Genomic DNA, 19,586 nt, shown 5'->3' with positions numbered 1-19,586 from the left:
TTCTGGGCCTTATCTATTCTGATAAGGTTCGATTATGTTTCCCGCCACTCAAGTGACTTTTCCTTATTCTACAGAGCCCGTTCGTGCTATGGTCGTCGCACTTCAGACCCACGACAGTGGCCTTGATATTGTCTCAGATATCACACCATTTCATCCTGTCAGTCACATTTGGCCAGATCAACCCGCCGATAAAGGCGAACTGTGCGTAAACGGGCACGCGTTTGCCGTCATAGATTGCTTAACCGGAGTCATTGAACAGGCTTCAGGTGAGTTATACGTTGATAACGCGATTCCCGTCAAACGCGGTGAGCCGGGATGGAGTTTTGTCGTCGTGCATCGTATTGCTCAAAAAGAAGCGCCTGTCACCTGTGGTGATGCAGTGACACTTCAAGTGGATCGAGAGTATCAACGCTCTCTTAGCTTAGCTCACACCGCAGAGCACTTAGTCAGCATGGCATTGAATCAAGCCATTGAAGAGCTCGGATTGTGGCGTAAGCAGGCCGATCGTAAAGATCCCCTCGGGCATTATCATTTTCATAACTATGCTCAAGAAAAAAGTCAGATCATGCCGTATGAGGCACGGGTATTTTACCGTTTAGGAAAAACGCTGCGCAAACGCGGCTTAAATACCGATGAGCTGCTCGCACAAATGGAGACAGTGATAGCACACACGAATGCGAGACTGGCTCAGTGGGTGGCAGGAGCGGGAGCGATAAAGATGGTGTGTGAAGGGACTACATTGACGGACTCTCGCTACTGGCAATGTCATTTACAACGCAATCAGGTCGCTACAATGCCATGTGGAGGAACCCATGCCCAGAGCTTGAATGAGTATAAAACCATCGAAGCACGTATGATTCCGCATGATTCACTGCATTTCGAAATTCAAACGCATATTTGTGTAAATTGAGGAGACGATCTTTTTATTAAATTCTTATTAATCGATTTAATTCTGTCTTTATTAGTATATAAATCTTTTATAAATCCAAATACAGGATATGTAACTTATGCTTTCGGGGTGTGGTTATATAAAAGTTCTTTTAGGTACAGATCGCTGATCAAGAGGTATTAAGGAGAAGATCGTGCAATGATCCATATGTACAGAGTAGAGCATGACGCAGAAATGTGGTCTATTTCTTATAAAATGTGATTAGGGTCAATATGGTGCGGCCATTCATGGTGATAATCATAAAAAACACGAAGGAGTCTGTATGGAAAATGAGTGCCCGCAATGCAAGCAGGCGATGCAATGGCGAGAAGGGGAGTATGTATGTCAAGTTTGTCAGCAGCATTACCTGAAGCATGCGTATTGCCCAACCTGCCAAAGCCCGTTAGAAAAACTACAAGCGTGTGGTTCCGTCAGTTATTTTTGTCATACGTGTAATGAGCTGAAATCTAAATCAGCCGTACAGATCGCGTATACGGCTGTGGGGCAGTGAATACCGTTAAGATTGAATGACGGTCGAATGGACTTCTCCGTCTGAGACTCGGGTAACCAATGTATCGCCAGGTTGGACATCACGCGTGTGATGGATCACCTTTCCTTGCGCATTTTGCGTGATGGAATAGCCACGCGATAGAGTGGAGAGTGGACTCACGGTATCAAGCTTTTCCGTTAACATACTAAAGCGATAGCGGCGTTTGAGTAATTGACGTTGCATCGCCTCTTTAAGTCTGGCTTCGGCAATGGATAAGGTATGCCTTTGCGCGGTAATGCGTTCTACCGGAGATTGTAGTTGTAACCGGTATTGCTGCCGAGCAATATGCTGGCGAGTGTGAGAGAGATGCCGTTCAATCGCCCGACGCAGACGGGCTTCTTTGTCATCTAACCACTGTTGCTGACGCTGTAAGCGATGCATTGGATGCTGTTGATTGAGGCGATATTGCAGTTGCTGTAAACGATTTTTACGCTGAGAAAGATAGTAGCGCCATTCACCCAGTAATTTCTGCTGGTGGTTCACAAAAGCTTGGCGTTTATCGCTATTATCGCGGCTGACCAATTCGGCGGCGGCAGAAGGCGTTGGAGCACGGACATCGGCAACAAAATCGGCAATGGTCACATCCACTTCATGGCCGACCGCGCTGATCACAGGGATCTGGCTCGCGTAGAGGGTACGGGCGACAATTTCATTATTGAAACACCACAAATCCTCAAGTGAGCCACCGCCACGGCCGACAATCAAAACGTCACATTCATTGCGGCTGTTCGCGCAACCAATCGCTTGAGCGATATGAATGGCTGCCTCGTTCCCCTGAACCATGGTGGGATAGATGATAACCGGTAAACTGGGATCGCGCCTTTTAAGCACATTTAAAATATCGTGCAGAGCGGCCCCGGTTTTCGAAGTAATAATCCCCACACAGCGAGGATGGGTTGGCAGCGGTTTTTTATGATCTTGTGAAAAGAGTCCTTCACCAGCCAAGCGCATTTTGAGTTGTTCAAACTCTTGTTGCAGCCGGCCGTCACCCTCAGGTTGCATGCTATCAATGATGATCTGGTAATCGCCACGTGGTTCATACAAGGATAAGCGAGCTTTAATCAAGACTTGCTGACCATTCTGCGGACGAAATTGTACTAGACGATTTCGACCTTTAAACATGGCTGCTTTAACTTGAGCTCGGGAATCTTTGAGTGTGAGGTACCAGTGGCCGGAAACAGGAGCAGAAAAGTTAGAGATTTCACCGACTAACCAAACGATGCCCATTTCAGATTCAAGGATACGACGCACTTCAGCATTGAGGCGAGAAACGGTATAGATATTTTGATTTGCGAGGTTGGACAAAGCAAATTTCCGAGACGTGAGTATGGAAGTTAGCGACAAAATAATACATATCTAGGGGGGTAATGCAAATTATTTTTAAAAAAATGTGTAGCCAACCGTTTGCTTGGTGGGTATAATCCTTCCGCAATATCAAATATTGATCTTTATGGTTATGCGAAACGACGATAAAGATTGTTTACTTTACATTCCACTGCTGTGAGATATTGCACATGTTACGAATTGCAAAAGAAGCTCTGACCTTCGACGACGTTTTACTCGTTCCAGCCCATTCAACTGTTCTCCCGAATACAGCCGATCTTCGCACTCGGTTGACGAAAAACATTTCGCTAAACATTCCTATGATTTCAGCGTCTATGGATACAGTGACAGAAGCTCGCCTTGCTATCGCTCTAGCCCAAGAGGGCGGTATTGGATTTATTCATAAAAATATGTCCATTGAACAGCAAGCTGAAGAAGTTCGTCGCGTGAAGATTTTCGAAGCGGGCGTAGTCACCCATCCCGTGACTGTTCACCCAGATGCAACCATCTCTGATGTTAAAGCACTGACAGAAAAACATGGTTTTGCCGGTTTCCCCGTTGTGTCTGAAAACCACGATTTGGTCGGGATCATTACAGGGCGTGACATTCGCTTTGTTACTGACATGACCAAATTGGTTTCGGCAGTGATGACACCAAAAGAACGTTTGGTGACAGTCAGTGAAGGGGCATCACGTGAAGTGGTTCAAGAAAGCATGCACCGCGATCGTGTTGAAAAAGTACTGGTTGTGAATGATGAATTCCAACTAAAAGGCATGATTACCGCGAAAGACTTCCATAAAGCAGAACGTAAACCGAACGCCTGTAAAGACGAACAAGGCCGTTTACGCGTTGGTGCGGCTGTCGGTGCTGGTGACAGCAACGTTGAACGTGTTCAAGCGCTAGTGGATGCGGGGGTTGATGTACTCTTGATCGACTCGTCTCATGGCCACTCAGAAGGCGTGTTACAACGTATTCGCGAGACTCGTCAAGCGTTCCCTAATCTGGATATCATCGGCGGTAACGTTGCCACAGCGGCAGGGGCGAAAGCTTTGATTGACGCAGGTGTGAGCGCAGTGAAAGTCGGCATCGGCCCAGGTTCTATCTGTACGACTCGTATTGTGACTGGCGTTGGTGTTCCACAAGTGACAGCCGTTTCTGAAGCAGCAGCGGTGGCTGACGAATACAATATTCCTGTAATTGCCGATGGTGGTATTCGTTTCTCAGGCGATATCTCAAAAGCCATCGCTGCGGGCGCATCGTGTGTCATGGTTGGCTCAATGCTTGCTGGTACCGAAGAATCTCCGGGTGATGTGGTGCTTTACCAAGGCCGTTCATACAAAGCATACCGTGGTATGGGATCGTTAGGCGCCATGTCTAAAGGCTCATCCGATCGTTATTTCCAAAGCGATAACGCCGCAGACAAACTTGTTCCTGAAGGCATTGAAGGTCGTACGCCATATAAAGGTCGCCTAAAAGAAATCGTTCACCAGCAAATGGGCGGGTTACGTTCTTGTATGGGTCTGACTGGCTCACCGGACATTGAAACCTTACGCACCAAAGCCGAGTTTGTTCGCATCTCTGGCGCGGGTATTAAAGAATCTCATGTTCACGATGTACAAATCAGTAAAGAAGCACCGAACTACCGTGCTTAATAAATAACACAAGTAAACGTTTGCTTTTTGCTTGAAGACTGATGAGGAGGCGGGTAGACTCGCCTCCGTTCCCCTAATTTAGCTGGTAAAGACTCCCTAATATGACTGACATTCATGACCAACGAATTCTAATTCTAGATTTCGGCTCTCAATACACCCAACTTGTTGCTCGTCGCGTCCGTGAAATCGGCGTTTACTGCGAACTATGGAGCTGGGATGTCGAAGAATCGGATATCCGCGAATTTAATCCAGACGGAATTATTCTTTCTGGTGGCCCTGAAAGTGTTACCGCCGAACAATCCCCGCGTGCCCCGCAGTATGTGTTTGATTCCGGTGTGCCTGTACTGGGTGTGTGTTACGGCATGCAAACGATGGCAGAGCAGCTTGGCGGTAAAGTTGCTGGCTCTGACATGCGTGAATTTGGCTACGCGCAAGTAAAAGTGAACACCGATTCAACCATCTTCAATGGCTTGAAAGATGCCGAAGATGAAAACGGCAATCCATTGCTGGATGTTTGGATGAGCCATGGCGATAAAGTGGTCGAGATTCCATCGGATTTCGTTAAAGTGGCATCGACGGACACGTGTCCGTATGCGGCGATCGCGAACGAAGAGAAAAAATACTACGGCGTACAGTTTCACCCAGAAGTGACACACACGAAACAAGGTCTTCAAATGCTTGAAAACTTTGTTCTCGGTGCGTGTGGCTGTGATCGCCTATGGACACCCGCGTCTATCATCGAAGATGCGGTGGCTCGTATTAAAGAAACCGTCGGCGATGACGAAGTGATCCTTGGCCTATCAGGTGGTGTGGACTCTTCTGTTGTGGCAATGCTGGTGCACCAAGCCATTGGTAAGCAGCTGACCTGTGTGTTTGTTGATAATGGCCTGCTGCGTTTGAACGAAGCTGAGCAAGTCATGGAGATGTTTGGCGATAAATTCGGCTTAAACATCATTCATGTGAATGCGGAAGACCGTTTCCTTGATGCATTACAAGGCAAGTCTGACCCAGAAGAAAAACGTAAGACCATTGGCGGCGTATTCATCAACGTATTCGACGAAGAGTCACGTAAACTGAAAAACGCAAAATGGTTAGCGCAAGGCACCATTTACCCAGATGTGATTGAATCCGCTGCATCAAAAACTGGTAAAGCACACGTCATCAAATCTCACCATAACGTTGGCGGCTTGCCAGATGATATGGCAATGGGCTTGGTTGAACCACTACGTGAATTGTTTAAAGACGAAGTGCGTAAGATTGGTCTTGAGCTGGGTTTACCACACAACATGCTATTCCGTCACCCATTCCCTGGGCCAGGTTTAGGCGTACGTGTACTGGGTGAAATCAAGAAAGAATACTGTGATCTACTGCGCCGCGCCGATGCCATCTTCATTGAAGAGCTTCACGCCGCGGATTTGTACAACAAAGTATCACAAGCCTTTACCGTATTCTTACCGGTCCGTTCGGTTGGCGTAATGGGCGATGGCCGTAAATATGACTGGGTTGTATCACTACGAGCTGTTGAAACCATCGACTTTATGACCGCGCACTGGGCACACCTACCATACGATTTCCTAGGTAAGGTTTCTAACCGCATCATCAATGAAATCGACGGTATCTCCCGTGTGGTTTACGATATCTCAGGAAAACCACCTGCGACGATTGAGTGGGAATAATCCTCCTTTAAGAAAGGTCTGGCATTAACAGGCACTAAATCATACCTAAGTCCGCGTAATTGCGGACTTTTTTTGTTTTTGACTTAGTCATTTTTGGCAATGTCTGGCAACGCCAAGCACGGTTTGACCGTGGTATTTTGATGGGTATGATTCATCGGTAATGCCATGGATTACGCCCGATACCATGCTGAGTGTTTTTGATGGGACATGGTATTAAATTTACATATCTATCTGTTTTATAAAGATTAATCTCTATTTTTTTAGAGATTTTTCAGCATGGTATCAAACAAGAATAAAAGGTCGAAACATGCTGACTGATACCAAGCTACGCAATCTCAAACCCAAAGATAAACTTTACAAAGTCAATGACCGTGATGGCCTCTATGTTGCTGTCACTACCGCAGGCTCTATCTCATTTCGCTACAACTATTCGATCAATGGCAGACAAGAAACCATTACCTTTGGTCGCTACGGAGTAGGAGGCATCACGTTAGCAGAAGCGCGTGAGCGTCTCAATGAAGCGAAGAGAATGGTTACTGATGGAAAGTCACCGGCCAAAGAGAAAGCCCGTGCGAAGGCGAGAACGAAAGATGCTGAAACCTTTGGTGCCTGGGCTCAGAAATGGCTGCGTGGTTATCAGATGGCCGACTCTACCCGGGATATGCGTCGCTCAGTCTACGCCCGAGAGTTAGAGGGCAAATTTGGCAATCAGAAGCTGACTGAAATCACCCATGAAGATCTGCGAGCACTGACTGACGCGATAGTAGAGCGTGGAGCGCCCGCAACGGCTGTACATACGCGTGACATTGTACTCCAGGTGTATCGATGGGCGATTGAGAGAGGGCAGAAAGTTGAAAATCCGGCAGACCTGGTGAGGCCCGCAAGTATCGCTCGATTTGAACCAAGAGACCGAACGTTAACACCGGCTGAGATCGGTTTGATGTACCGCTACATGGAAAAGGTAGGAACGACACCTTCGATTCGTGCTGCGGTAAAGTTGCTATTGCTGACTATGGTACGCAAAAGCGAATTAACTAATGCTACTTGGAGTGAAATTAATTTTAGCGAAGCGCTGTGGACTATTCCAAAAGAAAGAATGAAACGACGAAAACCTCACCTGGTATTTTTGTCACGCCAGGTGATGGATATTTTGATCGCCTTGAAGACATTTGCCGGTGGATCTGATTACATTCTCCCTTCCCGTTATGACTCCGATGCCCCAATGAGCAGTGCGACGATGAACCGAGTCATGGATTTGACATACAAAGCCGCGCAAAAGGAAGGTCAGTCACTAAGTAAGTTTGGTAAGCGCCCCATGAACACACGGGGCGTTTTAGTGTGAGAAGTTCCACGGAAGAAGTGAGTCAATGTCGGGCTCTGCTTTCGCCAGCTCTTTCATGCATTTGACCATGTAATCGTAGAGAATGAGTCCATTGGCTTTAGCCGTCTCGATGATGCTATAGAGTAATGCGCTAGCATCGGCGCCTCTTGATGTGTTGGCGAAGAGCCAGTTCTTTCGGCCAATGACCATCGATTTTATCGCACGCTCTGCTCGATTGTTGTCGATGGATACGTGCCCATCATCCACATAACGCACCAACTTTGGCCATTGACCCAAGGTGTATTTAATCGCTTTACCCAGTGGGCTGGATTCGAACACTTTCTGTGTCGTGAGCCATTGATACAGGTCGTCCAATATCGGTTTGGCGTGTGATTGTCTCTCTGACCAACGCTCTTCGGCTGACGACGGTTTTAAGCGAGCTTCAAGCGCATAAAGTTTTTGGATTTTCGCCAGCGCGATATCCACTTTTCCAGTCTTGCCTTTTCCCTGGAGCTTTTTTGCCTCCATGAACTTACGGCGAGCATGAGCGAAGCAACCAACGTTTGTCACTTGAGTGAGACCATCGTACGCCACATAACCATCGGTTTGTAGGTAACCCGAGTAATCGCCCAAGAAGTCCATTGGGCACGCTCTCGCGCGACTGTTTTGATAGTCGTACAAGACGATGTTTTTCATCTCCGGTAAACCAGCTTGCGGAGAGTCAGCGCCTGAGCAGTACAGCCACATGTAACTGCGCTTCTCTTCTTGCAGCACATTCAATGGGGTTTCATCAGCATGCACCACCACTTGCTCAAGTAAGTGCGTTTTTAAGGCTTGGTACAAGGGTTGGAACTTCTCGCTCACTTGGATAACCCAGCGAGCCATAGTGGTTCTTGATAAGTCGATGCCCGATTGCGTGAACAAGGTTTCTTGTCGATACAGCGGCAAGGCGTACTGGTATTTACCTAAGATGATATTGGCCAGCAAGCTTTCTGTGGCGAAGCTTTTCGGGATAATGCTGTCGGGTACTGGCTGTTGGTGAACGGGGTTAGTCTCACTGTGTTGCTCACAATGACGGCACGCGTATTTAGGACGAACGTAGTCGATAACGTTGAGTATCGCAGGCGTGAACTCCAGTTTCTCGCTACGGTCTTCCCCGATTTGATGCAGAGAATGTTGGCAGCAAGGACACTGTTTATCGTGCTCGTCCAGGTCAAGAACCACGGTTTCGCGAGGTAAGTCTTTCGGTAATGGCTGGCGTTTACCACGGCGCTTTGGCTTTGTTGTGGTCGTCGTGGTCACCACGTCTTCGTCGACGTTCTCCGCTTCGCATTCCACTTCATTAAAGAAGTCGCCCTGAGCTTCGTTATACGGTTTTAACGCTTCAGAGCGTTTGGCGAACTGACGGTCAAGTGCCAGTTTGAACTGCTCAATCAAGGATTGGCGCTCTTGCTGCCACTCTATTTTCTCAGACATTAACGCCTTCACCATCGCTTGAAGTTCCGCGATGTTTTGGCTGTCTGGATTGATGTCGGGGGTCGTCTTTTTCATGGTCGTTATTGTACTTAATACCAATAAAAAAGGTTCATCGCGGATTAGCGGGAATTTAAAACAAAAACGGTAGAAAGTGATATGGTTTAGTCGCCAAACAAAAATCATACACAAACTACCGTTTTCATGATGAATCATACTTTTCTATCCTCTTTTTGGGAAGGCTTTCATGTCGTAAAGTCTGCTCAAACGTCTTCTCTTATCACCATTACTCTCAAACCCAGCACAACCGCTCGGTGTTCATGTGGGCAATATGTTCAAGCCATACATGATTATCAGTGGCGAACGATTAAGGAAGCGATGATGCTCGGCGTACCTGTCGAACTATCCGTACAAACAAGGCGTATCAAGTGCCCTGACTGTGGTATCAAAACCGAATCTATTTCTTGGCTTGAACCTTTTGCGCGCCTAACTAACCGCTTACGTAGTTATATTGAACAGTTGCTGCCTCTTCTTCCTATTAAGCATATTTCCCAGATGACGGGCGTTCATTGGCACACGATTAAGGAGATAGATAAGCGCCGACTAAAAAATGGGGTGCCAGAGGTCAACTGGGCCGAGCTGAAACAACTGGTCATGGATGAGTTTGCGCTCTTTAAGGGACATCGTTATGCCACCGTTATCGCGGATGCTAAGACGCATCAAGTGCTGTGGATAGGCGTTGGACGAAGTCGACAAGATATCCGTCCCTTCTTTGAGTTACTTGGTCAGTATTGCCAGAACATAGAGGCGGTTGCGATGGATATGAATACGGCTTTCGACCTCGAAGTGCAGCAACATTGCCCCAACGCTCGCATTGTGTACGACTTATTTCATGTGGTCGCCAAATTTGGTCGGGAAGTGATGGATAGAGTCAGAGTTGATCAAGCGAATCAACTCAAACAAGACAAGAAAGCACGCCAATGGATTAAGCGCTCTCGCTGGATTCTCCTTAAAAACAGAGGCAACTTAGACAGTAAGCAGGAGAGCTACCTAAGTGAGATACTGAGTATGAACAAGGACTTAATGGTGACGTATTTACTTGGCTCTCAGCTTAAAGAGTTATGGCGATGCCAGTCAGAAAGCGAAGCGAGAGACTTATGGGACGTATGGTGGGGGCAAGTTCAAGAAAGCGGGATCAAGCCGCTTATGGACTTCGCAAGAAAGCTCAAACCTTATCTTCATGGCATCGTTGCTTCTGCATGCTATCCACTCAATACCTGTACGCTCGAGGGCATAAACAACAAGATAAAGTTAATCAAGCGAATGGGTTACGGCTATCGAGATACTGATTACTTCTTTTTAAAGATAAAAGCGGCTTTCCCCGGAAAGCCGCGATGAACCATAAAAAAGGCTTGGTTTATCTGACTTTTATTGCCATTAACCCATTGTAAAACTGTCGATTTTTACCGATTTATGGCCGATTATTGTGAAGCCAGAAAGCAGTCTGTCGAGGTCAAATTGCGTTAAGGTAAACACCGTATTTTTCTCTTGCGTGGGCCACTTAAACTTGGCTTTTTCGAGGCGTTTATACCAGAGCGCATAACCCGTTTGGTCCCAATACAACACTTTTATTTTATCGCGTTGTTTATTGGTGAAGAGGAACAATGCCCCTGAGCCTAGCTCAAGGTCGGTGTCGGATTCAATCAACAGCGCCAGACCATTGATAGATTTTCTGAAATCGACAAACTCGCGGTATAAATACACCACTGGCGCGGTCATCATGCGCTTCATGACAAGGCTCCAATCAACTCAGCAAGATAGTGTGGTGGCGTGCCTTGAGGAATACTCAATTCGATGTTATTTACTATCAAAGTCATGTTGGCTACCGACGTCTGGGTCACCTTGCGACAGGTGGTTTTTTCAATCATTTCGGCCTTAACGAAGCCGCTCTGAGTTGGGGATGGGTTAACACTCAACTGCTGCCGCTTGGCGTAAAACGTCGATACGCTAATGTCGTGTTTTTGGCAAAAATCTTGTTGTGTAAGCGAACTGGCTTGGCATTGCTCAATCAGAGAAAGCCATTCTTGGTCGGTGCGTCGTTTATTCATGCCACATCTCCTTTGGATTGGAGATGTGATCATAGAGTGGGCAATGCGTGATTAGAATGTGGGGTTTGTGGTGCGCTTACAATAAACAAGCCCCACGCTATAAAGCACAATGTTATTAGCAGTCTTCTCGCTCAATCAGGCGCATTAGCTGGATTAGGGGGGCGCGATACTACCGCTCGAATCCTGCCGTAATGAGATAAGTGGTGTGTCGATGATAAATTTGCTCAAATGACTGAAGTGATAAAGTATAAAGTGAGAATGACGCGAGTATGGAAGGAAGTGTGAACACTGCAAAACAATTTGGCATTGTATTATTGGCCGCCGGTAAAGGCGAGCGTTATAGGGCGGCAGGCGGTGAGGGCAATAAGTTGCTGGCAATGTATCCCAATTCACTCGGTGAACCTATGCCGTTACTGGCACTTTCGTTATCACAAGCGGTGGCCACTGGTTTACCTGTGCGTTTGGTGACACGCCCCAATGAACGTGCGGTGATTGAGTTGGCGCGGCAGTTTGATGTTGAAATCACACTGATTGAGAGTGAAGGATCGTCTGAGACCATTGCTGCGGGAGTGCGAGATAGCCGACATTGGGATGGATGGCTGATCGCACCTACTGATATGGGGTGGATAGAGAGTCACGATTATTTACACGTTGCTGCGGCGCTTACCAGTGATGATGCACAAGCTCGAATGATGTATGACAACCTGCCGGGGCATCCTGTCGGTTTTGCCAAAAATTATGGTTGCGCGCTCAGTCAGCTCAGTGGTGATCGCGGGGCACGTCAGTTGTTGGATCGTACTAAGTTACATGTCATTGTTGGTCATCGCGGTGTGATCGCTGATGCCGACCTCCCCAAACGTTAACGATGATGGTTGTATGCTCGAGGCGCAGTGCTCGTTATGGTTTTCTATGAGCGGTGAGCCACGGTGAGTCCTCCACTTCATGGGTAACGTCGCCACGGATGTTGCTTGAATTAATATGAAACACCATCCATATTTTTACGGGATTAATGAGTACTTCTGGATTGTCGACCAGAAGACCGCCACCGATGATAAGGATATGGATATGAAATTAACTAAACTACTGTTAGCAACATTAGGGTGTATTGCGCCTTTTTCTAGTCACGCTGGATTGCATATTGCCAATGGAGTGTTATATGAAGGCAATGGACATCCGTTTGAAATTCGCGGGATCAGCCATGCTCATACTTGGTATCTCAATCAATTAGATCATGCGTTAGACGGTATTGCCGCAACGGGGGCCAATACGGTACGCATTGTATTGAGCAATGGCCAGCGTTGGAATAAAAATAGTGCTACTGATGTAGCGAATGTGATTCGCCAAGCGAAAGCTCGGCATTTAATCACGGTACTTGAAGTTCATGATACGACAGGGTTTGGTGAACAAGCGCAAGCGGCGAGTTTAGCTTCTGCAACTGACTATTGGATTGAACTTAAAGATCAACTTGTGGGTCAGGAAGATTACGTCATTATCAACATCGGTAATGAACCGATGGGCAACGGAGTCAGTGCCAATACGTGGATCGAGGGTCATATCAAGGCCATTCAACGCTTAAGACAAGCCGGGTTGACTCATACACTGATGGTTGATGCACCCAATTGGGGCCAGGACTGGCAACAAATCATGTTGAATCATGCTCAATCTGTATTTGATGCGGATCCGCTGCGCAATACGCTGTTTAGTGTTCACATGTATCAGGTTTATAAGGATTACCCCACAGTGAATCACTACCTTTCAACGTTTCTTAACAAAGGGTTGGCGCTGGTGGTTGGAGAATTTGGTGCGAACCATCAAGGAGAGGATGTCGCTGAAGGTGCGATTATGGAACGGGCGAACACTTTGAATATCGGTTATATCGGTTGGTCATGGTCGGGTAATAGTGCCGATGTTGCGGATTTGGATATCGTCAATAATTGGGATAACCATTCCTATAGCGAGTGGGGCAATATTTTGATTAATGGCGAGAACGGCATTAAATCCACGTCAACACCTGCCTCCATTTTTACGTGTGGTACGGATTGCCAGTAACTGTGTCAGACATTGATAGCCTATTTTCGCCGGACAGAGATCATCGTATCGCTGTCCGGTTTTTTTACCCGTGTACCTCGTTATTTATCATTTAGTCAACGGTTAATTGGAAGCAATAATACAGGTTAGGAATAATTATAAGCGTCAATATACTCCTTCTCGATGATATGCAATTTATTGTACTAGTATTGCAAATGATCCACTTTGTCTTGGTCGTCAGATTTTGGCGTTTGCTCTGGCTCCATTTTTCTTTAACGAGAAAATGGTGTTGATACTGACCAGTATTGTCGTGTTCGTTTAGACAAGGTCAGATGAAAAGAGAGAGACAAATAAGGGAGAACATGAATGTTGACGGATAAAACTCTTTCGTGATTAATCCTGAATATTTATCAAAGCTTGCCAGAGTAGAAAGGATGTTGGCAAGCTGTTTTGGTACGTTTTTGCCACTATTGGTATACCTGATGTTTGATGAAATTTCTGTTTGTTGAGCTGTGCTCTGATCGAGTTTTGTTACCGCAATATCACCATATCAAAAGTTGCAAGGAGAATACCTCATGATGAATGTATCAAGTCATCGACATGGACACGTCCGACCTAAGATCTTATCGGTACTGATTTTTGCTGCATTAGCCAGTAGCGCGGCGAATGCACAGGTGAGCATCGACTATTCGATTTCACCTGACGAAGAAACTCATCAAATCAGTGAGTTAATCTATGGTACCAATCATCGAATGAACATGACGGGGAATGAGAATTTTGGTTTCTATCGTCTTGGTGGTAACCGAACAACCGCCTATAACTGGGAGAATAATTACTCCAATGCAGGCTCTGACTGGGTACACTCCAGCGATACTTATATGGTACCCGAGGGGGCAGACGAAACCATTCCAGGGATTACACTGACCGATTTTGTGGATAACGATGCGCTTGGTGCAAAAGCGATGCTGACGGTACCGTTGGCTGGCTACGTTGCCGCTGACAAGAACGGGACAGTTCAGGAAGGGGAAGTCGCTCCATCATCGCGTTGGATTCCGGCAATATCGAAAAAAAATGCCCCGTTCTCATTAACTCCTGACCTCACTGATAATGCCGTTTATACCGATGAAATGGTCAACTTTCTCGTCGAGAGATACGGGCTGGCGAGTGATGGGGGTGTCTTTGCTTACTCTCTTGATAACGAACCCAGTTTATGGAGCCACACTCACTCACGAATTCATCCAGACAAACCCGGAGCAAAAGAATTGCTTGATCGCTCGGTTGAAGCGGCTCAGGCGGTGAAAGGTGTCGATCCGACGGCGATGATCTTTGGGCCTGCTTTGTATGGCTTTACTGCATTCGTCTCTTTAAATGATGCACCGGATTGGTCGAACTATTCCGATCAGTATCATTGGTTTATTGATTACTATCTGGCTGGGATGAAAGCCGCGGGTGATGCATCCGGTATGCGATTATTGGATGTGCTTGACTTGCACTGGTATTCCGAAGCCAGAGGCGATCTGCGTGTCACGGATGGCAGTGCGGACTCCTTAAAAGACAAAAATGCGCGTATGCAGGCGCCTCGGACATTATGGGATCCGGACTACCAAGAAGATAGCTGGATTGCTCAATGGAATATGGCGGAGCTACCGTTAATTCCACATATTCAAGACTCCATCGATGCACAGTATCCCGGAACCAAAATGGCCTTCACGGAATACGGCTTTGGCGGTGGTGATGATATAACCGGCGCGATTGCTGAAGCGGATGTCTTGGGGATTTTTGGTAAATATGGTGTCTATGCAGCCAACAGCTGGATTTTAAATGATGAAGAGACATATTTAGCCAGCGCTTATCGTCTCTATCGTAACTATGACGGTGAGAATAGCACCTTTGGGGATACCAGCGTCACTGCAACGATGAGCGATAAAGAAAACAGCTCTATCTACGCGTCGGTTGATTCAGAGACTGGATTGCTGCATGTCATTGTACTGAATAAAAATATGAATGAATCGATCAATGGTGTGTTCACCATCGACTCAACCACCCTTTATCAGTCAGGCAAAACTTATGTCCTGAACGCCGATTCGGTGGAAATCCAAGACAAAGGTGAGGTTGAGGTAACGAATAATCAGCTCAACTATGATATTCCAGCCTTATCGGCTTATCACTTTGTCTTTAGTACCGCAGAGGCAACCGATCCAACCGATCCCACGGACCCAGGTACCGATGGTGTGACAGTCTCTGTGAATATTCCACAAGATGGCAGCGCTTCATACTGTTCTGATATCGTGGTGACCAATGGTGGTTCTGAAGCGGTGGAATGGAATACAACTTTTGATATAGAAGGAAGTATTTATCAGCTATGGAATGCCAATTGGGAACAATCCGGTACGACAGTAACCCTTAGTGGTGTCGAATGGAACAAGGTGCTTCAGCCTGGTGCAAGTACCAGCTCTATTGGTTTCTGCGCGAATCGTTAATGGATTCTTTGCCGCAGTGATTGAGAAAAGCCAATCCCCTGTGTGACGCAGGGGATTGTTTTATAGGCGATAAAAGGGCCGTGATCGCGTTGATCAATGTGATGATGCCTAACAAGCTCAGATCGCGCAGTGCGCCCCATCGTCTTCCGAAAGCGGTGTTAATTGATTGAGAGTGCTGGGCACAGCGGACTTCGCCGTGATATGGTCTAAATTTTTCACACGGACGATGTCGGCCATGATCGCTAGCGCGATTTCTGCGGGGGTTTTACTGCCAATGGCTAACCCAATCGGTGCGTGAATACGTGCCAGTTGAGAGTCGGTCAGCTCGCCGATGCGCTCTAATCGTTCACGGCGTTTTGCGCTATTACGCACTGACCCCATCGCACCAAGATAAAACGCAGGCGTATTCACGGCCTCCATCATGGTGAGATCATCGAGGCGTGGGTCGTGAGTGAGCGAGACAATGGCAGTATTGGCATGGCAACTGTGCTGTTCTATGTATTTCGCTGGGAACGTCTCGATCAAACGGACACCTTGCGGTAAGGGTTCCATATTGGAGAGTACGTGCTCACGTGGTTCCAGTAGAATCACTTCAAAGCCCAGTGCATGGCCAAATTCCATACAGTAGTGTGCGACAGGGGAGTACCCAGCGACAAGCAAACGTGCGGCGGCTGCCATGCGAATGTCGATGGTCGGCGCTTGATAAGAAATCGCAGCGCTCGTGCCGATAAGGTTGTCTTCTACGATAGAGTGGCAAGCGTTTGGTAACTGTAACTGTTTGCGAATGGCTTGATAGCCTTGTACCGCATTGAGTTGTTGTGTGAGGTAATCGATGGTCACCGTGCCTGCGGGCAGGTATTCCACCAAAATATCTAAAATGCCCCCACAAGGTAGCCTAACTTCGGGCGCTAGCTCACCGTCACCGTAACGCACGACCTGCGATGCTTGTTGCCAGCGGCCATCGGCAATTTGCTGAATGAAGTGTTCTTCGACACAGCCACCCGATAACGATCCCTCTTGCTGCCCATCTTGCGTTGCGGCCAGTAAACTGCCTGGCGAGCGTGGTGACGACCCCCAAGTATTTAAGACCGTACATAGCCAAACCGGAGTAGACTCAGCCCAATGGATGGCTTTCTGCAGCACTCGTGCATCGAGCGGTTGCGAAAGGTGAGACATAGGATAGCTCCTGAATTCATCAGTATGATTGAGACATCACGCTAAATAAGATGAAACGGGCCCGACAGAACGTCGGGCCATACTACTTAGGCGTCGAGTGCGGCCTTAACATCATTTGGCGTCATCGGAATTTTCCGGAGACGCACGCCAACAGCATTATAGATGGCGTTGGCAATGGCTGGAGCAACTGGAGTGACGGCGGGTTCACCCAATCCAGATGGTGCATAGTCGTTTTTAACAAACTCGACTTGCAGATTTGGAGCTTGGCTAATACGCAGCGGAGTGTAAGTATCAAAGTTAGAGTCTTTGAACTTACCATCAACCAGTTTTGTCCCCTCATACAGGGCCATAGAGAGTCCCCATAGTGCGGCGCCTTGGCATTGTGCTAGCGCCCCATTTGGATCAACGATGATGCCAGCATCAACAGCAACACGCATTTTCTCTACATGGACCAAACCAGTGTCACGCTCTACCTTGACTTGCACAGCAACGGCAACCCAAGTTGGCATGTCACGCTCTTGACCAAAGGTGGAAGCGATACCAATGCCGCTGTCTTTTGGTAGCCCTTTGCCGTAGCCGATCATCTCAGCGGCTTTTTTCAGTACCGCCGCCTGACGATTTGCGCCACCTGTCGCGATCGGACCTGAGCCTGCGTTACGACCTTGCGCTTTTAAGTGCTCAAGACGAAACGCTAATGGATCGGCGCCGGCGAAGTGCGCCGCTTCATCCATAAAGCTCTCAACCGCAAAGCCGGTCCAGCCAGGAGCAACGGAGCGTAACCAACCAGGACGGAAGGTATCATTGGCTAAGTCATTGGAAACGGCGCGTACTTTCTGAGCGCCTACGCTGTACCAATGGTCAGCACCAGCAATGGAGAACGGATCGTAAGGTTCTCCGTTCGTGCCTTTTGGCATAAAGGATGGCACCATTGCCTGAGTTGGCCAGCCAGCAGTCGCGTGGTGTTCCATCGCGATGACCTGTTTGTTGTCATCAAAAGCCATTTTTAGCTGTTGTAGTGACGCTGAACGTGGACTATCAAATTGCAAGTCTTGTTCACGAGTACACACTAACTTAACAGGCTTACCACCGAGTGCTTTTGACGCCAGCGCCGCAGGCACCGTGTAGTCACCATTAAGGCGACGACCAAAGCCGCCCCCTAACATGTAGGCACGAATCACGATGTTGTCTTCAGGTTCGTTCAGTGCCGATGCCAATACTGGCAATGTTAGAGATTGCCATTGGCAGCCTGAATGGATTTCCCATACCCCTTCTTCATTTTTGAATACGGTGGCATTCAACGGTTCCATCTGCGCATGCAATACCGTATCGGTAATGTATTCGTGCTCGATGGTTGAGGCCGCTTTGCTAAAGACGGGGCCCGTGTTGGTATCGCCAGTATCTAAAATGGCGCCTTTGTTGGTATCGTCAAGCAGCTCACGACCATGGCTGATGATATCGCCTTCAGAGACGTTAGCCGCATCGCCCGCTTGCCATTTCACTTTGACCAATTCAGAGGCTTTTTTCGCTGCATAATAGCTAGTTGCGATAACAACCAACCAGCCGGGAACCGTTTTACTTGGATCGTCTAAAGTGATGACTTGTTGAAAACCTTTGACGTTTTTGGCCGCGCTATCATCGACGGACAACACTTTTGAGCCGTAACGAGTCGGTGGCAGGATAGGGGCGGCGTATACCATTCCTTCGATATTGGCATCAATACCAAAGATGGTTTGCCCAGTGGTTTTGTTATTGATGTCGAGCGCACGCACTTGTTGACCAATCAAAGTCATGTCTTGATTTGGTTTCAGTTCAAGTTTTTTCAGTTCATCTTCGGAGAATTGGCGAGTCACGCCTTGCTTAACCAGTTCGCCGTAGCTGATGGATTTTTTACCGCAGATGATCTTACCTTTGCTAGCGTGGCACAAGCGTTTTGGTACGCCCCAGAGTTTAGCCGCCGCTTCAATCAATGCCGTACGGCCAGCGGCGCCGGCTTGGCGATACACAGGCCAGCTTTTTGATACGGACCAACTGCCACCGGTGACCATCAAGCCCCATTTTTTATTGCTATCCACGTGGATGATTTCGACGTCATCCCAGTCTGCTTCTAATTCGTCAGCTAGAATACGAGCGATAGAGGTTCCGACGTGTTGCCCCATCTCGGCTCGAATGATATTGACTTTGATTTTTCCATCGCTGCCGATGGAATACCATAAAGTGGGTTCATAGACAGAACTGGCATCGGGAAGTGGCTTGCCATCCTTAGTCGCAGGATCCATCGCCGCAAAGGCGGCACGTGGAAAGCCGAAGCTGACTCCAGCCGCTGTCATCGCAACTAAAAAGCCACGACGAGTCATGCCTGCACTCTTGTCTTTATTAGGCAGTCTGCTCATCTTTACCTCCCTGTTCCATATTCATGGTATTAGCGGCTTCACGCACTGCTTCACGAATACGCACATAGGTCATACAACGACATAAGTTGCCACTCATGACTGAATCAATATCTTCATCACTCGGATTGGGAATATCTTTCAATAGCGCCGCCGCTTGCATAATTTGACCGGACTGACAGTAACCACATTGTGGCACCTGATGTTTTTGCCAAACCACTTGTATTGGATGAGACCCATCGTCAGACAATCCTTCGATCGTCGTGATCTCAGCGCCTTCCACGGCTGAAACCGGCGTCGTACAAGAACGGGTCGCGCGGCCACCCACATGGACAGTACATGCGCCACAAGTCCCGATACCACAGCCAAACTTAGTACCAGTCATGTTCAGTTCGTCACGGATCACCCACAGTAGTGGAGTGTCACTCTCTACGTCGACAGCCACTGGCTTGCCGTTTAAAATAAATTTAGTCATGTTACTCAC

At 47.6% G+C, this 19,586-nt stretch carries 16 protein-coding genes; 9 read left to right on the top strand and 7 right to left on the bottom strand.

Annotation, left to right across the window (positions count from 1 at the left end; genetic code table 11):
- The first annotated feature begins 31 nt into the window (after positions 1–31).
- Together EAE30_RS15295 and EAE30_RS15290 are read left to right on the top strand one after the other, a co-directional pair.
- Positions 32–910 (top strand): alanyl-tRNA editing protein, encoded by an 879-nt coding sequence (locus tag EAE30_RS15295; protein WP_390258916.1) that lies wholly within the window; start codon positions 32–34, stop codon positions 908–910.
- 301 nt (positions 911–1,211) lie between these two features.
- Positions 1,212–1,439, top strand: coding sequence for a zinc ribbon domain-containing protein (locus EAE30_RS15290; RefSeq protein ID WP_123016688.1), 228 nt, complete (start codon positions 1,212–1,214; stop codon positions 1,437–1,439).
- Between the two features lie 6 nt (positions 1,440–1,445).
- On the opposite strand, the gene xseA is transcribed toward EAE30_RS15290, so the two are convergent.
- Positions 1,446–2,783, bottom strand: coding sequence for an exodeoxyribonuclease VII large subunit (xseA, locus tag EAE30_RS15285; protein WP_123016687.1), 1,338 nt, complete (start codon positions 2,781–2,783; stop codon positions 1,446–1,448).
- A gap of 209 nt (positions 2,784–2,992) precedes the next feature.
- Between xseA and guaB the strand changes: the two genes are divergently transcribed.
- The 3 genes from guaB to EAE30_RS15270 all read left to right on the top strand — a co-directional run bounded on the left by guaB (position 2,993) and on the right by EAE30_RS15270 (position 7,471).
- Entirely contained in the window at positions 2,993–4,453 is a 1,461-nt protein-coding gene (gene guaB, locus EAE30_RS15280; protein ID WP_123016686.1) for an IMP dehydrogenase, read from the top strand.
- Positions 4,454–4,554: 101 nt separating this feature from the next.
- Complete coding sequence (guaA, locus tag EAE30_RS15275) at positions 4,555–6,129, top strand: glutamine-hydrolyzing GMP synthase (protein WP_123016685.1); 1,575 nt, start codon at positions 4,555–4,557, stop codon at positions 6,127–6,129.
- Between the two features lie 307 nt (positions 6,130–6,436).
- The gene (locus EAE30_RS15270) at positions 6,437–7,471 is read left to right on the top strand and encodes a tyrosine-type recombinase/integrase (RefSeq protein WP_453891405.1); all 1,035 of its coding nucleotides are present in this window, start codon (positions 6,437–6,439) and stop codon (positions 7,469–7,471) included.
- On the opposite strand, the gene tnpC is transcribed toward EAE30_RS15270, so the two are convergent.
- The gene (tnpC, locus tag EAE30_RS15265; protein ID WP_123017397.1) at positions 7,463–9,001 is read right to left on the bottom strand and encodes an IS66 family transposase; all 1,539 of its coding nucleotides are present in this window, start codon (positions 8,999–9,001) and stop codon (positions 7,463–7,465) included. The two genes, EAE30_RS15270 and tnpC, sit on opposite strands and share 9 nt — an antisense overlap.
- A gap of 129 nt (positions 9,002–9,130) precedes the next feature.
- Here tnpC and EAE30_RS15260 point away from each other — a divergent pair, with 129 nt between their 5' ends.
- A complete protein-coding gene (locus EAE30_RS15260; protein WP_123016684.1) occupies positions 9,131–10,321 on the top strand; it encodes an ISL3 family transposase in 1,191 nt (396 codons plus the stop codon).
- A gap of 39 nt (positions 10,322–10,360) precedes the next feature.
- On the opposite strand, the gene tnpB is transcribed toward EAE30_RS15260, so the two are convergent.
- Complete coding sequence (tnpB, locus tag EAE30_RS15255; protein ID WP_164711816.1) at positions 10,361–10,714, bottom strand: IS66 family insertion sequence element accessory protein TnpB; 354 nt, start codon at positions 10,712–10,714, stop codon at positions 10,361–10,363.
- Complete coding sequence (tnpA, locus tag EAE30_RS15250; RefSeq protein ID WP_123016683.1) at positions 10,711–11,031, bottom strand: IS66 family insertion sequence element accessory protein TnpA; 321 nt, start codon at positions 11,029–11,031, stop codon at positions 10,711–10,713. Before tnpA ends, tnpB begins: the two co-directional genes overlap by 4 nt.
- 281 nt (positions 11,032–11,312) lie before the next feature.
- On the opposite strand from tnpA, the gene EAE30_RS15245 reads away from it, so the two are divergent.
- The 3 genes from EAE30_RS15245 (at position 11,313) to EAE30_RS15235 (ending at position 15,539) form a co-directional block, all read left to right on the top strand.
- Positions 11,313–11,894: a nucleotidyltransferase family protein gene (locus EAE30_RS15245; RefSeq protein WP_199287068.1), complete on the top strand. Its 582-nt coding sequence runs from the start codon at positions 11,313–11,315 to the stop codon at positions 11,892–11,894.
- A gap of 202 nt (positions 11,895–12,096) precedes the next feature.
- A complete protein-coding gene (locus tag EAE30_RS15240) occupies positions 12,097–13,080 on the top strand; it encodes a cellulase family glycosylhydrolase (protein WP_123017396.1) in 984 nt (327 codons plus the stop codon).
- Between the two features lie 554 nt (positions 13,081–13,634).
- Positions 13,635–15,539, top strand: a complete 1,905-nt coding sequence (locus tag EAE30_RS15235) for a glycoside hydrolase family 44 protein (RefSeq protein ID WP_123016681.1) — start codon at positions 13,635–13,637, stop codon at positions 15,537–15,539.
- Positions 15,540–15,656: 117 nt separating this feature from the next.
- Here the strand turns inward: EAE30_RS15235 and EAE30_RS15230 are convergent, their stop codons facing one another.
- From EAE30_RS15230 to EAE30_RS15220, 3 genes are all read right to left on the bottom strand, one after another.
- Positions 15,657–16,715, bottom strand: a complete 1,059-nt coding sequence (locus EAE30_RS15230) for an XdhC family protein (protein WP_123016680.1) — start codon at positions 16,713–16,715, stop codon at positions 15,657–15,659.
- Between the two features lie 86 nt (positions 16,716–16,801).
- Positions 16,802–19,105 carry a xanthine dehydrogenase family protein molybdopterin-binding subunit gene (locus EAE30_RS15225; protein ID WP_123016679.1) on the bottom strand — a complete coding sequence of 768 codons (2,304 nt, stop codon included), beginning with the start codon at positions 19,103–19,105 and terminating at the stop codon, positions 16,802–16,804.
- Positions 19,089–19,577 carry a (2Fe-2S)-binding protein gene (locus tag EAE30_RS15220; RefSeq protein ID WP_123016678.1) on the bottom strand — a complete coding sequence of 163 codons (489 nt, stop codon included), beginning with the start codon at positions 19,575–19,577 and terminating at the stop codon, positions 19,089–19,091. The genes EAE30_RS15225 and EAE30_RS15220 overlap by 17 nt, the downstream gene beginning before the upstream one ends.
- Positions 19,578–19,586: the final 9 nt, after the last annotated feature.

This window comes from Vibrio zhugei (assembly GCF_003716875.1).
GTDB lineage: Bacteria > Pseudomonadota > Gammaproteobacteria > Enterobacterales > Vibrionaceae > Vibrio > Vibrio zhugei.
The sequence above is the reverse complement of the archived record's forward strand: the minus strand, read 5'-3'. Positions and strand labels throughout refer to the sequence as shown.

Excerpts from the sequence above, each read along its gene's own strand:
- EAE30_RS15290 (WP_123016688.1), top strand. The coding sequence starts at position 1,212 with ATGGAAAATGAGTGCCCGCAATGCAAGCAGGCGATGCAATGGCGAGAA.
- guaB (WP_123016686.1), top strand. The coding sequence starts at position 2,993 with ATGTTACGAATTGCAAAAGAAGCTCTGACCTTCGACGACGTTTTACTC.
- guaA (WP_123016685.1), top strand. The coding sequence starts at position 4,555 with ATGACTGACATTCATGACCAACGAATTCTAATTCTAGATTTCGGCTCT.
- EAE30_RS15270 (WP_453891405.1), top strand. The coding sequence starts at position 6,437 with ATGCTGACTGATACCAAGCTACGCAATCTCAAACCCAAAGATAAACTT.
- tnpC (WP_123017397.1), bottom strand. The coding sequence starts at position 9,001 with ATGAAAAAGACGACCCCCGACATCAATCCAGACAGCCAAAACATCGCG.
- EAE30_RS15260 (WP_123016684.1), top strand. The coding sequence starts at position 9,131 with ATGAATCATACTTTTCTATCCTCTTTTTGGGAAGGCTTTCATGTCGTA.
- tnpB (WP_164711816.1), bottom strand. The coding sequence starts at position 10,714 with ATGAAGCGCATGATGACCGCGCCAGTGGTGTATTTATACCGCGAGTTT.
- tnpA (WP_123016683.1), bottom strand. The coding sequence starts at position 11,031 with ATGAATAAACGACGCACCGACCAAGAATGGCTTTCTCTGATTGAGCAA.
- EAE30_RS15240 (WP_123017396.1), top strand. The coding sequence starts at position 12,097 with ATGAAATTAACTAAACTACTGTTAGCAACATTAGGGTGTATTGCGCCT.
- EAE30_RS15235 (WP_123016681.1), top strand. The coding sequence starts at position 13,635 with ATGATGAATGTATCAAGTCATCGACATGGACACGTCCGACCTAAGATC.
- EAE30_RS15230 (WP_123016680.1), bottom strand. The coding sequence starts at position 16,715 with ATGTCTCACCTTTCGCAACCGCTCGATGCACGAGTGCTGCAGAAAGCC.
- EAE30_RS15225 (WP_123016679.1), bottom strand. The coding sequence starts at position 19,105 with ATGAGCAGACTGCCTAATAAAGACAAGAGTGCAGGCATGACTCGTCGT.
- EAE30_RS15220 (WP_123016678.1), bottom strand. The coding sequence starts at position 19,577 with ATGACTAAATTTATTTTAAACGGCAAGCCAGTGGCTGTCGACGTAGAG.